The sequence below is a fragment of the Candidatus Omnitrophota bacterium genome (assembly GCA_040755155.1).
Classification (GTDB): domain Bacteria; phylum Hinthialibacterota; class Hinthialibacteria; order Hinthialibacterales; family Hinthialibacteraceae; genus JBFMBP01.
Genome location: JBFMBP010000079.1, coordinates 34,736 through 50,510, shown reverse-complemented (window position 1 = coordinate 50,510; position 15,775 = coordinate 34,736). Strand labels below are relative to the sequence as shown.

The window sequence follows — 15,775 nt, the reverse complement described above, 5'->3', positions numbered from 1 at the left end:
GGGAAAGGAATGATGAATACCGAACTCGGCCATAATGCCATATCCCGCCGGGCGTTTGGCGCCAGGATGGCGGGCGGCGCGGCGCTGGCGTTGGCGGCGGGCGCAACCGCCAAGGCGCAAGACGCTTCTCCCGGCGAAGCGCCTTATACCTGCCACTGGCATCCATTCGCGCAACATCCCGATTCCGACTCCTGCTGGTCCCTATCCGTGGGGCCGGACGGGCGCATCTACGCTTCCGCCTGCTGCGAGGGGCATCCGGGGGGAATTGTAAAAGTCGTACGCTACAACGAAAAAACCGATGCGCTGGATTATCTTTTCGACCTGGATAAAGCCGTAGACGATCCCGGCAATTCGGGACGGGCGACGCAGTGCAAAATCCACTACAGCTTCGCCCCCTCGATGCATGACGGCATTCTCTATATGGCCACCCATCTTTCCGGACCGCCTATCGACCAGCCCGCCTACTCTCCCTGGCGCTCCTGGCACGACGAGAAGCGTTGTTTTCGCGGCAGCGCCCTTTTGGCTTACGATACCAAGAGCGACGAAATCCTATGGTGGGAGACGATCATTCCCAAAGAAGGCTGCCGCTGCCTGCTGCATGACGAGGAGCGCGGCCTGCTCTACGCCCTCAGCTATCCCCGCGATCATTTTATCATTTTCGATTTGAAGAAACGCACGCAACGCGACGCGGGGCGAATTGGGTCGGTCAATGCGCAAGTATTATTTATGGATAAAAAACATCGCATATGGACGACTAGCGATTATGGACGCTTGATCCGCTACGATCCCGAAAAAGACCGTCTGGAAACGTCGCCCTACGTCCTGCCCCACAATCCCAATTTTCAAACCGGCTGGCATAGCGTCTTCTACGACGCCGTCGCCTCGCCCGACGGCGAGTGCATTTACGCCGGAACTTGGATCGCCATGCCGTGGCTAATGCGCATCTGGCCCAACGAGGGCGAATGGGGCCGCGTGGAAGACCTCGGCCCCGCCACTCAAGACCGCGATCCTACTTTGCCGGTGGATACTTTCACCGACCATTGCGGGGGATTCGTTTTTGCGGGCGACGGACAACTCTATTTCGTCGCGTCCCGCTGGCGCGATCCGGCTTACAATCCGATGCCCGCCGCCCGCAAGGAGCGGGAGGGCGTCGTCTGGCGCCTCAATCCTCAAACTCTGGCGCGGGAGGAAGCCGCCCTGCTCGAACGTCCCGACGGCTTAGCCCAGTACGTCTCGCGCGGCGCCGTCGATCGTAACGGCGACCTCTTTTTCGGCCATGTCGGCCATCCGCATCCCGTCGGGATTTTCCGCTTGACCATGCCCGCCGACCGCAAGAAACCGAATGCGCATCTGCCCATCCGCATGTGGGGGTGAAATCATGAGCCAAAACAAATCCAAAACCTTATCCGCCCAAGAAATTCATCACGGCGCTTTCGTATCCGAAGGCCGCCTCATCGCCTTTCCCCTCTGCTTTCCCGGCGCCAGCATTCCCATCGCCGCCGACGAAAGCCGCATTACGGCGCTGGACGTCTCGCTGGAAGGCGACGTTTACGGCGGAACCAGCGGCGTAAAAACGCATCTCTTCGCCGCCATGTTTCGCGGAGTTACCGGCGCCGTCTTCGATATGGGCGCCGTGGATGGGTCGAATCAATGCGCCGCCGTCTGCTGCGGTCCCTCGCGATTCGCCGCTTTCGTCAACGGCGCCAACGGCGGACGCATCGTAAGCCGCAGACTGCAAGGATTGCCCTTTGACTTGATTCAAGAATGGGGATTCTCGCGCTCGCCGTTCGAGGAAATCCAAAAATTGCCCGATGGAGAAACCATCGTTCACGCCGCGTCCGATTCGTCGAAACGCTTCGCCGTGGGAGTCTCCAATCATTCCTTATTCGTCGTCGATCTCGACGAGAAGAAGTTCGAACCGGCGGCAAGTCTTTTAGGCCGCGGGCGCATCGTTTCCAGCTCGCAAAACCGGTTTTATGGTCTGGACGATGAAAATGCGCTTTGGCGCTTCGATCTCGCTTCCCGCCAATTGCAGCGGCGCGCCGTTAAACTTCCCAAAGGAAAATGGGATCAAGCCCAATTGATATGGGCCAACGACAATCGCAATGGAACGCTTTACTTAACCGACGACGAAGGCCAACTCTTCGCTTACGAAGAGGAGAGCGGTTTCAGCCCCAGCTTGGGCCAAACGCCTTTATCCCCCGTCGGATCTCTGTCCGTTACCTGCGATGGCAGAATTTTCGGCAGTTGCGGCGAAGGAATGGCTCATCTCTTCTCTTATCATCCGGGCCGCAAGGAAATCAACGACCTGGGCGTAGCGCTTTCGACGATCGAACGCCGCCGCTATGGTTATCTCTTCGGCGGAGCGGTTACGGGAAAAGACGGGGAAATCTATTTCGGAGAAAACGACGATCTCGGCCACTTATGGCTGTACTTTCCCCGCATTGAATCAGCCTAATTCCGCCGGAAAGAAAAATAGGACGCCGAAATGCCGATAGCCCGGACTCGTTAGGACGGGCTATTGCATTTGTTGCGCAATCGCCTATATAAAGGCGCCTGGTTATTGGATTAATAATCTTATTTACCAATAGGATTTATGCGTTGGCAAGCCATCAGTATAGCAGCCTGATTCTCCGGCTCGGGAAAGGGGTATGCTAATATGGATCTGCAAATCACTCCGCAGCATCGCAATAAAGTTGAAGAATTCCGGCTCAAGCATCGAACCGCTCTACTCACGCTCCTGTTCACGGATATCGTCGGCTCCACCAAGATCAAGCAGGATTTGGGCGATCAAAAAGGGGTAGCGCTGATCCAACGCCATCATACTCTGGTTCGCGAGCTTCTTTCCTCCTTTCCCGAAGGCGAAGAAATCGATACGTCCGGCGATTCGTTTTTCATCGTATTCGTCAAACCTTCCGACGCCGTTAAATTCTCGCTCTTGTTGCAGACAAAACTGCGCGCATTAAGCAAAGAGACTCCTCTTCCCCTCTATGACCGGATTGGGATTCATCTGGGAGAGGTGATTATCGAGGAAAGAGAAGACTTGCCGAAGGCGAAAGATTTATTCGGCATTCAAGTAGACAGCGCCGCGCGGGTCATGTCGTTGAGCTATGCCGATCAAATTCTGATGACTCGATCGGTGTTCGATAACGCCCGGCAAGTTTTAAAAGGGCAGGAACTGGAGAGCGTTGGCGAATTGTCCTGGCTGAATCATGGCCCCTATGCGCTGAAAGGGGTGGAAGAGCCGCTGGAAATTTGCGAGGTCGGCGAGAAAGGCATTGCGCCGCTCGTTCCTCCCCCGGATTCGGAAAAAGCCTATCGCCGCATTTCTCCCGATAGCGAGCCGGTGCTGGGATGGCGGCCGGCGTTGGAAATTGCGGTTCCCGGAACGGAATGGATTTTGGAAGAGAAACTGGGGGAAGGAGGATTTGGGGAAGTATGGAAAGCGCGCCATCGCAAACTCAAGGAATGCCGCGTCTTCAAGTTTTGCTTCCGGGCCGACCGGGTGCGTTCTCTCAAACGGGAAGTAACGCTGTTCCGGATTCTGAAAGAACATATCGGCGAACATCCCAACATCGTACGGCTGCACGATGTTTTTTTCGATGAGCCTCCCTACTATATCGTTACCGAATATGTGGAAGGAAGAGATTTGTTGACATGGTGGGATGGACGCGGCGGCGCAACGAATATCCCTTGGGAAACCCGCATAGAGATCGTCATTCAAGCCGCGCAGGCACTTCAAGCCGCTCATGACGCGGGCATCATCCATCGGGACATAAAACCCTCGAATATCCTCATAGGCGGCCGGGGAATATCGCCGGGAGATATCCAGGTCAAGTTAACGGACTTCGGCATCGGCCAAGTGATCTCGACCGAATCACTATCGGGGATTACGCGAGCGGGCTTTACGCAGACTCTATTGGCGGAAGAGAGCGCCTCGCGTTCGGGTACGCATCTCTACATGGCTCCGGAATTGATTGCCGGAAAACCGGCATCGATACGGTCGGATATTTACTCTATTGGCGTTGTTTTATATCAGCTATTAGTTGGTGATTTATCTCGTCCGCTAGCCATGGGGTGGTCGGAGAACATCAACGATCCATTAGTGAAAGAGGATATAGCTCATTGTTGCGCGGAAAATCCACAAGATCGTTTTACGGCGTCGGGGCAGTTGGTTCAACAATTGCGCTCGTTGGGCAGCCGCCGAGAAAGACTAGCCGAACAAGCAAAAGCAAAACGCAGAGCGAAATTCCGCCGGAGGATCACTATGGCGTCTTCATTTTTAATGGGAATTATCATTTTACTTTCCATTGCATTGGGGTATGGATTAAGACGCGAAAGAATTCAACGTCATATCGCCGAACGCGAGCAATATTATTCGAATATTGGATTTGCTGGCGAGTGCATTAAAAACTTACGTTTCGATCGCGCTCGTGAATTGCTGATGGCCTGCCCTTCTCAATTCAGAAATTGGGAGTGGGGAAGATACCAATTGCTTTGCAACCAGGATTTATTCACTCTCAATAAGCATTCAAATATGGTAAGTTCTGTCGCCTACAGCCCTGATGGGCAACGCATTGTCACGGGGAGCGCGGATGGAACAGTAAAAGTGTGGAGCGCGGAGACCGGCCAGGAGATTATGAGTTCCGAGAAGATTTCAAATTATGTTACTTCGGTGGCATTCAGTCCAGACAGCACTCACATTATCGCAGATGGCGGCATAGTGTTGAGTGCTGAAACTGGCAGGGAGGCGTTCCGTCTTCCCGGTAATTTTTTAACAATGGCAATCAGCCCAGACGGTAAGCATATTGTTATGGTGGATATGGTTAGTATGGTTGAAACAGAAGGATTTATGTCGGGTCAGGTTGTTCATAATAATGCCAACACAGCGAAATTGTGGGATTTAGAAACAGGGCATGAAGTAATCACTTTAGATAAACATACGGGGCCAATAACCTCAGTGGAATACAGTCCTGATGCTAAACGCATCGTTACAGGGAGTGAGGATTTCACAGCCATAGTGTGGGACGCCGAGACGGGGCAAAAGATGAAAAGCCTCAAAGGGCATACCAACCAAGTTGTATTTGCATCATTCAGCCCGGACGGCCAACGCATTCTTACGGGAAGCAACGACAATACAGCAAAAATTTGGGATGCTGATACTGGCCAGGAGATAAAAAGCCTCAAAGGGCATTACGGTCCTGTTATTACTGCTTCATTCAGCACGGATGGAGAACGAATAGTTACAGGAAGCTTTGACCATACAGCGAAAGTATGGGATTCCAAGACTGGTCAAGAAGTCATTAGTCTCAAACATGGGGATTCACATAGGGATTCCGATCCGGTTACCTATGCCGTGTTCAACTCGGATGGTCAGCGCGTTTTAACCTATACAGGATTAGGAGGTGCAATGAAATTGTGGGATGTTGAGACTGGTCAAGAGATCAAAACTTTAAAAGGGCATTCAATGATTATTACTTGTGTGTCAATCAGCTCTGATGGTCAACGCATCGTCACAGGGAGTTTGGACAAAACGGCGAAAGTATGGGATTTCAAGACTGGACAAGAAGTCATAAGTCTTGAAGGACATACCGCTGCGATTCGGTCAGCCGCATTCAGTCCAGACGGCAAACGCATCGTTACGGTAAGTAATGACAGTACGGCGAAAGTGTGGGATCTCGAGAATTGCCAAGGTGCTAATATCCTCGAAGAATATCCTTCTCTTTCAGAGCAGAAAACGGCGCTTAGTCCGACAGGCGAGTTTATTGTTACATCGGACAAGGACAATGCAGCGATAGTGCGGGATGCGGAAACAGGGAGTGAAGTTCATCGTTTGGATGGGCATTCCGGCCGGATTTCCTCTTTGGGATTCAGTCCGGACGGCTCGCGTATTGTTACGGGGAGTTGGGGTAAAACAACAAAAGTTTGGGATATTGAGACGGGCGAAGAAATCTTAACTCTCGCAGGGGGTTCTTCCTCGGTCTATCCAGCGGTTTTCAGTCCAAATGGCAAACTTATTGCAACAATAAATCAGATAGAAAATGATCAAATTATTACTATATATGATGCTAAAACAGGCCATGAAATCCGTTGCCTCAAGGGGATTTCTGATTCAACGCATTTAATGGCATTCAATCCAGATGGTAAGCATTTTATCACTGCGAGTTCTGGGGGATTGAACAAATTGTCAAATGATGAGTTAGAAAAATTCGCCGATGAAATAAAGATATGGGATTCCGAAACTGGTCGAGAGATAACATGTCGGGAGATTACAAGTCAAGAAGGACGCGCGGGCAAGGTTGTTTCGGCGGCATTCAGTCCTGATGGCAAACGCATCGTTACCGGGCATGGGGACAAAAGTGCGAAAGTGTGGGATGCCGAGACAGCTCAAGAGATCCCTAAAATCGAAGGGCATTCAGTTGGGATTACCCCAGAAGTATTCAGCCCGGACGGCAAGCGCATTCTTATGGGGGGGCAGGATAATACAGTAAAGGTATGGGACGCCGAAACCTGGAATGAACTTGTCAGCCTAGAAGGGCATTCCGCACCGGTGCATTCTGCGGTTTTTAGCCCGGATGGGAAACAAATTGCAACGGTGAGCGAGGGCAATATAATTAAAGTGTGGGATGCTGAGACAGGCCAAATAATTACTACTATTGAAGATCATGCCAACATATTAGTATTTGAGGCATTCAGCCCAGACGGAAAGCGGATTGCCGCGAGGAGTTGGATAAAAGGTCAACCAGGGCCAGGGATGGAAGATAGTGAAGAGAAGATACAAATATGGGATGCTAAGACCGGCACAAAAATAAGTTCTCTTGAGGGCGTTTTCGGTTTCGTCTATTCGATGTTGTTCAATCCAGATGGCAATCGCATTGTTACGGTAAGTCCAGGTAAAAAAGTAGAAGTGTTTACTGATAATACAGTTTTTAATCTAGACGAAATAAATTTGGTCGTGTGGGATGCCGAAACGGGACGTGAGATTAATCGTCTCGATAATTCTACGAGCGTATTTTTGTCTGTAGGCGTCAGTCCGGATGGTAAGCGAATAGCTATGGGATGTCAGGACAATACAGTGAAAATATGGGACTTCGAAACCTTGCGAGAACTGTTCAGCCTAGAAGGACATTCCGCTCCAGTATTGTATATGGCATTCAGTCCAGATGGGAAACAAATTGCAACGGGGAGTATGTTTAAGATCGTAAAAGTATGGAATGCTGAGACCGGCCAAGAAATAACCAGCCTCGAAAAGTATTCCGCCAGTATCATTACTATAGTTTTTAGTCAAGACGGCGAACGTATTGCCACAGAGTATGAGGATCATGCTAAAAAGATATGGAATACGAGAACTGGTCAGGAAATTATTTCTATAAAGGGACTGCCCAATTTAATCAGCTCGATTGACTTGATGGCATTCACTCCAGACAGCAAGCATTTTGTTACTGTTAGTTATAATAAATCACCCAAATTGTTTTTAGATGGGTTAGGTGAATCAAGCGATGAAGTAAAGATATGGGATACCAGAACAGGACAAGAGGTCATAAGCCTTAGCGGCTTATCAGGCATGGTTAATTCAGTGGTTTTTAGCCCGGATGGAAAGCGTATTATCACCAAAGACGTTGATGGTTCACAAGTATGGGATATTGAAACCGGCCAAACAATCATCGATAGCCAGAGCCAGAGTTTGACTGGTAAGTTTTCGTTTTCATCCGCCGTATTTAGTCCAAGCGGCGCTCATATCGTTACAACAGGATGGGATTCAGGATGGGGAGAAAATTCCAAAAAAGATCTCTCAAAAGTTTGGGATGCGAAAACAGGTCAAGAACTTTTCATCTTTGAAGGAAATATGCCTGCAGCTTATAGTCCTGACGGAAAAAAAATAGCAACAGGCGCGATTAATAAAACAGCGAAAGTATGGGATGCAAAAACCGGGAAGGAACTGATTACTCTAAGAGGTCACTCCGGTCCGGTTGCTTCATTAGCGTTCAGTCCGGATGGACGGCGCATTGTTACAGGAGGTGGCATGGGAGATGGTACAGTAAAGGTGTGGAACGCTAATACGGGTAGAGAATTAATCAGCCTAGAAGGGCGTTCTTCAAGCGTTAAATCCGTGTCATTCAGTCCCGATGGCAAACGAATTATCGTAGAATATGATTCCGGCGCTCCAAAAGTGTGGAATGCATTTCCATGGCGTGAAGAAGATTATCCAGCTGATTCCATCGCGCCTTTCGAAGAGCGCGTGGAATTATATAAACGGGAATACTGGCGCGAGAGGCTTGCCAAACAAAAAACCCCCTGATTTTGCAGGGGGTTTGTAATTTGCACTATTTCTCGCGGTTAATTACTCGAACGGTTTGTAGTAGATATTGCGGAATAAAACCATGCCATGATTGCCTTGGAGGTAGGTGGGGCCGGTTTCGACGACCTCATTTTTCAGCGCGGCGCCGGTAACGCCTTCGATTTCGACGTTGTCGATGACATTTTTGCCATTATAGTAAACCGTTATGCGCGGTTTCTGAATTACTTTGCCATCTTTCACGATTGCCTTATGGAAAATGGCGTGAAAACATTGCCAATAGCCGGGAGGCAGCGAAGCGAAGACGCTGGGAGCGATCTTGTCGTATATGCCGCCGCAGTCGATTTTCGCAGGCTTCTTATTTTCGAAACTATCGAGCACTTGAATCTCGTATTGGCCGATAATATAGACGCCGCTGTTGCTGCCCTGGGGGACCATGAATTCGATGTAGAGTTCATGGCTGCCTAACTCCACATCGCTGACAAGGTCGATGCCGTGAAGGTCTTCGCCGGCGGGGGGAATGTTAACGAGCACGCCATTGACGGCGGCCCAGCTCATCAGGTTATGCGCGTCGGGCCGAACTTTCGTATGCCATCCCGCAAGGGTTTTGCCGTCGAAAAGGGGCTTCCATTCCTCGCCTTTGGGAGGCTTCGTCAAAGGCCGAGAATCGGCCGCCATCGCCGCGGGCGCCGCAAGCAAACTTATGATGGCCGCAAACATCCATATACGCCATATTTTCATTTCATCATCCTTTCTCATTCCTGAATTATGATGCCTACCTAACCAATCTTACCATTGCGAAACAGCGAAGAAAAGACAAGGAAGGAATGCAGGATAGGTTCAAAGCGTTATCCATGTCCGCCAAAGATCCCGCGCTTAGCGTCCTTTGGGTTCGATCCAGCGGATATCGTCAAACTTGGAAAAATCCCGGTCAAACGAAACTACCGGCATACTCCTTTCAACGGCGCAGGCTGCCAGGTAAGCGTCGGCAAAATGAATGTTCTTCGACCCATGGCGTTTGAGAGCCTCTAAAACTAGGTTTTCATCTTCGGCAACGACTCCCCGGCTTTGAAGAAAAGCCGTCAATTTAGCGACGATGATCGGCGCGTTCATTTTGTAGTACGATTCCAAGGTATAGACCGTTTCGGCGACAATCAGCGGGAGAACAACCAAATCCACATCCCCCGCATCGGCGGACGCAACCAACGCGCGCGCCCTTTGAGCCAGTGCGGGAGGCTCTCCGGTTAAAAAGCGGATCAAGACATTCGTATCGGCCAACATCCTTTCCGCCATGGTTCAATCGATCCCTTCTTTGGCTGCTTGATGGGCGACCGCCCGGCGCACGGACTCTTTTTCTTCTCGTATTCCGGGAAAGATTTTCTTCGGCTTGAGGCTGCCATACAGATCGAGAGCGCTGGATTGGGGGCGGACTAAAACCGACCCATCCGGCTGGATTTCCCATTGAATTTTTTGATGCGGCGTCAGGTTCATGGCTTTGCGCACTTGGACGGGAACGGTGGTTTGGCCTTTTTCGGTTACGGTCGATTGCGGCATTGCGATTTCCTTACTTTTATATTACTCATTATTATATAGATTATTCCTTGTATTGTAAATCCTATTGGAAAAATTGAACGGCGTATGCGCCAAGAATCATCGATTGCCATTCGATGGTATTAGGAATTCGAGGAGCGGACTTGATAAAAATGGAGAGTAGTAAAGTCCGCCTCGCTGCGTTTTTATCCTTCCATGGCCATGAACAACAAGTCCAGCCCTCGCCATTTACCCGCAGAGATCTGGCGGCTAACCGTTTTTCGTTCCATGGGGCTTATTGGGGGACGGCAGGCAAATAGTAAAGACGCTGCCCTTGCCGGGGGAGCTTTCGACAGAGACGCTTCCGCGATGCGCCAGCGCTATGTGTTTGACGATGGCCAGGCCTAGGCCGGTACCGCCCAATTTGCGGCTGCGGGCTTTATCGACGCGGTAGAAGCGCTCGAAGATGCGGCGCAGATGTTCTTGGGGAATGCCCGATCCCCAGTCTTGCACGTTCAGAAGGATTTCCTCTTTGGCGGATAAGGCTTCGATTTTGATGCGTCCGCCTTCCTCGCTGTATTTGATGGCGTTGTCGATGAGGTTGACCAGCGCTTGCTCCAAGAGGGGCGGATTGATTTTCGCCTGGATTTCGGGCGAGCAAACCATATTGAAAGCGATATTCTTTTCCGAAGCCTTCATCTTGCAGAATTCGATGGACGATTGAATCACGGGGAGCAGGGACAAAAACTCCAGCGGGATGTTTTCCTTCTGTTCGTCCTGTTCGATGCGGGCGAGACTGAGAAGGTCTTCGATGATAGCTTGCAGGCGGTCGGATTGGCGGGCGATGATGCCCAGGAAACGCATGGCGTCTTCACGGTTGTCGATGGCGCCGTCGATGAGGGTTTCGACGAAGCCCTTGATGGAGGTGATAGGCGTTTTCAACTCGTGGGATACATTGGCGGCGAAGTCGCGCCGTATGGTTTCCAATCGCCTCAGGCGAGTAACGTCGTCCAAAACGATGACGGCGCCGATCTGATCGCCGTTCGCATCGCAGAGCGGAGAACCGTGCAACTGGATAAAGCGGACTTCTTCCTCATCCAAAATAATTTCGCCTTCGATGGGTTGAGGAGAAGAGAGAACTTTAGCGGCGAAGATCCGGAGTTCCTTATTGCGGACGATTTCGTCCAGCGGCTGGCCTTCCATGGCGGCGGAGGCTGCGCCGAGCCACTCGGCGGCGGATTGATTCATGCCGATCAGCCGCTGGCGGCCGTCAACGGCGAGCACGCCCTCCACCATGCTGGAGAGAATCGCCTCCTGTTGGTTGCGCTGCCGGACGATGGCGCGGATGCGATCGTTCAATTGAGCGGCCATACGGTTCATCGCTTCCGCCAATTCGTCGATTTCTTCCGAATGGGCGATTTCCAATTTCGCGCTCAGATCGCCCTTGGCGAAACGCGCAGCGCCTTCCTGCAGTTTGACGAGCGGAAGGCTGATATGGCGGGAAATGGCGAAACTGACGATCGCGCCAATGATAATAGCGGCTATTCCGCCGATAAAAATCTGCCGAAAAATATCCTTCGTCGTTTTGGCGATGGCGGACGTGGAAAGCGCGGCGCGAGCCACTCCTATCGTCTCGCCGTCTTTTTGCAGGGAGACGGCGATATACATCATCTCCTTTTCCACCGTGTTGCTGTAACGGACGGTTTTGCCGAAGCCCATACGCAGAGCGTCTTGGATTTCCGGACGGTGGAGATGATTTTCCATATCATGAGGATTTTCTTCCGACTCGCCGACGACCTCGCCTGTCGAACTGATTACGGTAAGGCGCGGAGGAATCAAAGCTCCTTCCTCTTTGCAAATGGGGTCTACCCAACTCGCGTCCAAAGGGAGATTTTTGCGTTCGATTTGATTTTTTACGAGACGGGCGTAGGATTCCAATTCCGATTGCAAAAAGGACAAATACATGGCGCGCATAGAAATCGTAGAATATCCGGCTACAGCGATAAGAGAGAAGACCGTAACCAGAAGGTAGGAAGGATAAAGCTTCCACTGCAATCGTCTTTTCGGCACGTGCGAATCCTTACGAATCCTGGAAGCGATAACCGACGCCGCGTACGGTTTCGATATATTTGCCGCAATCTCCCAGTTTCTTGCGCAAGCCGACGATCTGGACGTCTACGGAGCGTTCCGTCACGGGATAGTCGTCTCCGTGTACGGCGTCGATGATTTGAGTGCGGGTAAAAACCCATCCTGGGCGGCGAACCAGATAGTGAAGGATTCGGAACTCCGTTAAGGTTAAGTCGGCGGTAGCGCCATGGATGAGAACTTCGTGGCGGCCGGGATGAATTTCGATGCCATGAATTTTCAAGATGGAATTTTCGTCGGCGGGGGTGACGGATTTCCGGCGCAGAACGGCGCGGATGCGAGCCAGGAGAATATTTGGGCTAAACGGTTTGGTAATATAATCGTCGGCGCCGAGTTCCAATCCTCTTACGACGTCGGATTCCTCGCCTCTCGCCGTTAGCATTACGATAGGAATCTCTTTCGTCTGGGGATCGTTTTTTAAAATCCGGCAGACTTCGAGGCCGTCTACGCCAGGCAGCATCAGATCGAGTACGAGCAAATCGGGCGCCGCCGACCGCGTCCGGCTTAATGCTTCCTCGCCAGTCATCACGCAGTTGACGTTGAAATCTTCTTTGACGAGGTTGTATTCCACTAAACTGAGAATATCTTCTTCGTCATCGACGACCAGTATGTTTTCCCTTGCCATATTCGTTTCCTTGTCCGCGCTGGGGAATGAAGGCGGCTCCATCCGATGTATTTCTTTTTCCAACCGCTTGCCTTTGAAAACCGATCGCTGCTTTTGGGATCGTTCCCTATCGGCAACCATGCCGCCATGAATCCCAATCGATCGCTCCAAGCTTAATAAGCGTTACAACAAGCGGCAAGGAGAGAAAGATTTATTACGCCGTTTTTTCATACTTTTAACAGGATTCTAACATAGCTCCGATCTTTCCTATATAAACAAAAAACGATTTGGGAATAATGACGAGATTTTGCCATGAAAGACGGAAATGGCCGTTTTCCTTTCCTTTTTCTTCAACTCCGTTATCATGAAAGGATGCGCGCGTATAGAATATGCCGTATGGGCAGAAAGAGGCGATGCTTATGGTGACTGCATTCATTTTGATATCCGCCGAGCGCAACCGCATTGCGGGCGCGGCGCAGGAGATTCTCAATCTGCCTGGAATCTCCGAAGTCTACAGCGTTGCCGGCGAATGGGACCTTATCGCCGTCGTCCGCGTCCCGGAAAACGAAACGTTGTCGAAATTGGTTACGGAAGATATGATCGCCGTGCCCGGCATCGTCAAGACGACGACGATTTTCGCTTTCCGCCAATACCTCAATCGGACGCTGGATCAAGGATTCCATCTAGGAGATTGAATAGGGGAATCCGTTCATCCAAAATCGGGGACGGTTAAGAGTTCGCCGTCTTTCAGCGCGGATTGATGGGCAACAATTCCCGGCGCGGTATAGGCCGCGGCTTCATAAACATCGACTGCGGGCCTGCGGTTTTCCCGCAGGGCAGTTATGAACTCGTGGGTAATAAACGTGTGCGATCCTCCGTGTCCGCTGTCATGCCGCAAGGGTTCCGGCAAAAGATCGGTTTTCCAGTGCATCGGCTGATTGTAGGTTTCCGGCTTTTCGCCGATGCGGAAAATCGTAGCGGGCGTTCCGTTCGGCGTGGGCATGAAGAAACTCATCTTGTCGCCATACCATTGCGCCCGCTCGCAGACGCCCGCCGCCGCATGGCGGAATTCGGCGTGGCGGACGGCGTTGCCCTTATTGGTTTTGTAGAGCGCCGTTGCGTTGCAGAAAGGATTGTTGTTATAGGCATTCTCTTGATAGACGGGATTGCCGGCCGCCCGGTCGCCGATGCAGGAGACTTGGGTCATGCGTTCGCCGGTAACGCTCACGGCGAAAGCCAAGGCGTGAGTAGGATAGTGCATGGGCGGAAAGCCGTAGCGCCAAGTGCGTTGTCCATTGTAATAGATGAGGCCGGGGCCGTCGTGGGTCATGTCGTGGTGGTATTCCGCTTCGATGGAAAAGATTTTGCCGAATTTTCCTTCCTTGTACCATTGGCGGGCGGTGATGGCTTCCTGGCGGTAATAGCTCGTTTCCGCCATCATATAGGTCATGCCGGTTTTTATTTTTACGTCGATCAGCGTTTGACATTCTTCCAGGCTCATGGCGGCGGGAACGGCGGAAAGGGCATGCTTGCCGCTGTTCATGACGGCGGAGCAATGGCGCACATGATCGGGAGCGCCGGTAAAGACGGCGACGGCGTCGATGGTTTTGTCGAGAATAAGTTTTTCGAGGGACTCGTAGACCTGATCGCAATGATAGGTTTGAACCAACCGGTCGCGCCGGTCCGGGCGCAGATCGCTGACGGCGGCCACAACGCAGTTGGGGTGTTCATGCCAATAGAATGAACATCCGAATCCACCGCCAACGACGCCGATGCGGATTTTTTGGGCGGCGGACGATTCCGCAAAGGCCGCATGAATGCTGGCGGCGGAAAACCCCATAATAAACGTTCGCCGATGAATTTTATTATTGTCAGGATGCCGTGGATTCGCCATAATAATTCTCCGTTCTAACGTTTCAATCTAAAAAAATATATGATTACGCCATAGAAATAGCATAAAAAATAGAAGTACAATAGGGACGCAGAACCACGATTTATCAGCTCATGTTACGCATTACCATTCCCTCGCCCTTTGGGAGAGGGTTAGGGTGAGGGGTTTTAAGTTTAAACAAATCAACCCTCACCTAACCTCTCCCAATCTTGGGAGAGGAATTGTTAGGACGGCAAATTCCTTAATAAATGGCCTTCGTGCGTAACATGAGTTATCAGAAATTGTTGAAGGAAGAATGAATATGAGGAATCAGGGATTTACTCTCATCGAATTGTTAATCGTCGTCGCCATTATCGGGATATTGGCGGCGATCGCAGTTCCCAATTTTCTCAATGCGCAGATGCGGGCCAAAATCGCCCGCGTGGAAGGCGATTTGCGGGCGATGAAGACGGCCATCGAGATGTATCGGGCTGACGAGTCCGGCTATCCGCCCTCTTGTACGTTGGAGATTATGGGCGACGTGCAATTCCGCGCGGGAGAGATTTTCAAGCCGGTGGCTTACGCCAATGTTCCCGCCGTCGATCCGTTCAATTCCCAAGAGGGCAGCCGGACGAGTACGTTCGCATCCAAAGAATATTTCTATATCAATCGCGATAAATCCTGCGGCTGGCCCATCACTCTCTTGGATTGGACCATCAAAAATTCCTCCGGCGCGCCGCTTCATGCGGAATACTTGCTCTCCAGCCAAGGGCCGGATAATTTATCCGAAGTCCAGGACATGCGGGCATCCCCCATTTTCGATGCGACGAATGGGTTGATCAGCCAGGGAGATATTATCATCTTCGGTCCGTGAGGTTATCCCGCCGTCCGCCGCTTAGATTCGGCGACGGTCTCGATTTCCCATCGATCGTTCACCCATAATCCCACCAAATCCAGCGGCAATCCCCAATCTTTTATGCGGATTATATTGGCTTGGATCTGTTTAACGATCTCTTCTTTGGTAACGGGATTTCCCGCGCAATCGTAATGCCCTACGATGGCAAGAACTTTGGAACCATGAGCTTCGACGGATATCCTGACTTTTTGCCGAATGGAATCCATCTCCCCAAAGTATCCTTTAGCCATAACTTTATTCGGTCCCGGCATCGTGATCGTATCTACGTAATCGACGTTGAATGTTTTTCGAATCCATTCGTTCACGGGAAGTTGAATGCGGCCGTCCATGCAAGTAATGACAGTGGCGAATTTATTGTTTGGCATCGAATCTCCCCTTTTTAATTGATAGCAGTTATGAAACCATGAACATGTC

Annotated in this window: 12 protein-coding genes; 5 read left to right on the top strand and 7 right to left on the bottom strand. The window is 51.2% G+C overall.

Features of this window, described 5'->3' with window-relative positions:
• Positions 1-9: 9 nt before the first annotated feature.
• From AB1656_10860 to AB1656_10850, 3 genes are all read left to right on the top strand, one after another.
• On the top strand, positions 10-1,374 hold the full coding sequence (locus tag AB1656_10860; protein MEW6235877.1) for a hypothetical protein: 1,365 nt from the start codon (positions 10-12) through the stop codon (positions 1,372-1,374).
• A gap of 4 nt (positions 1,375-1,378) precedes the next feature.
• Complete coding sequence (locus AB1656_10855; GenBank protein MEW6235876.1) at positions 1,379-2,458, top strand: hypothetical protein; 1,080 nt, start codon at positions 1,379-1,381, stop codon at positions 2,456-2,458.
• 201 nt (positions 2,459-2,659) lie between these two features.
• A complete protein-coding gene (locus AB1656_10850; protein MEW6235875.1) occupies positions 2,660-8,299 on the top strand; it encodes a protein kinase in 5,640 nt (1,879 codons plus the stop codon).
• A 42-nt stretch (positions 8,300-8,341) separates the two neighbouring features.
• Here the strand turns inward: AB1656_10850 and AB1656_10845 are convergent, their stop codons facing one another.
• The 5 genes from AB1656_10845 to AB1656_10825 all read right to left on the bottom strand — a co-directional run bounded on the left by AB1656_10845 (position 8,342) and on the right by AB1656_10825 (position 12,596).
• Entirely contained in the window at positions 8,342-9,037 is a 696-nt protein-coding gene (locus AB1656_10845) for a DUF1080 domain-containing protein (protein ID MEW6235874.1), read from the bottom strand.
• Between the two features lie 135 nt (positions 9,038-9,172).
• On the bottom strand, positions 9,173-9,589 hold the full coding sequence (locus AB1656_10840) for a PIN domain-containing protein (GenBank protein MEW6235873.1): 417 nt from the start codon (positions 9,587-9,589) through the stop codon (positions 9,173-9,175).
• A gap of 3 nt (positions 9,590-9,592) precedes the next feature.
• The gene (locus tag AB1656_10835; protein MEW6235872.1) at positions 9,593-9,850 is read right to left on the bottom strand and encodes a type II toxin-antitoxin system PrlF family antitoxin; all 258 of its coding nucleotides are present in this window, start codon (positions 9,848-9,850) and stop codon (positions 9,593-9,595) included.
• Between the two features lie 246 nt (positions 9,851-10,096).
• Complete coding sequence (locus AB1656_10830) at positions 10,097-11,896, bottom strand: ATP-binding protein (protein MEW6235871.1); 1,800 nt, start codon at positions 11,894-11,896, stop codon at positions 10,097-10,099.
• 10 nt (positions 11,897-11,906) lie between these two features.
• Positions 11,907-12,596 (bottom strand): response regulator, encoded by a 690-nt coding sequence (locus AB1656_10825; GenBank protein ID MEW6235870.1) that lies wholly within the window; start codon positions 12,594-12,596, stop codon positions 11,907-11,909.
• 398 nt (positions 12,597-12,994) lie between these two features.
• On the opposite strand from AB1656_10825, the gene AB1656_10820 reads away from it, so the two are divergent.
• Positions 12,995-13,270 carry an Lrp/AsnC ligand binding domain-containing protein gene (locus AB1656_10820; protein ID MEW6235869.1) on the top strand — a complete coding sequence of 92 codons (276 nt, stop codon included), beginning with the start codon at positions 12,995-12,997 and terminating at the stop codon, positions 13,268-13,270.
• A 14-nt stretch (positions 13,271-13,284) separates the two neighbouring features.
• Here the strand turns inward: AB1656_10820 and AB1656_10815 are convergent, their stop codons facing one another.
• A complete protein-coding gene (locus AB1656_10815) occupies positions 13,285-14,469 on the bottom strand; it encodes a Gfo/Idh/MocA family oxidoreductase (protein MEW6235868.1) in 1,185 nt (394 codons plus the stop codon).
• A 298-nt stretch (positions 14,470-14,767) separates the two neighbouring features.
• Between AB1656_10815 and AB1656_10810 the strand changes: the two genes are divergently transcribed.
• On the top strand, positions 14,768-15,319 hold the full coding sequence (locus tag AB1656_10810) for a prepilin-type N-terminal cleavage/methylation domain-containing protein (protein ID MEW6235867.1): 552 nt from the start codon (positions 14,768-14,770) through the stop codon (positions 15,317-15,319).
• A 2-nt stretch (positions 15,320-15,321) separates the two neighbouring features.
• Here AB1656_10810 and AB1656_10805 read toward each other — a convergent pair whose 3' ends face one another.
• Positions 15,322-15,726: a carbonic anhydrase gene (locus tag AB1656_10805; GenBank protein ID MEW6235866.1), complete on the bottom strand. Its 405-nt coding sequence runs from the start codon at positions 15,724-15,726 to the stop codon at positions 15,322-15,324.
• Positions 15,727-15,775: the final 49 nt, after the last annotated feature.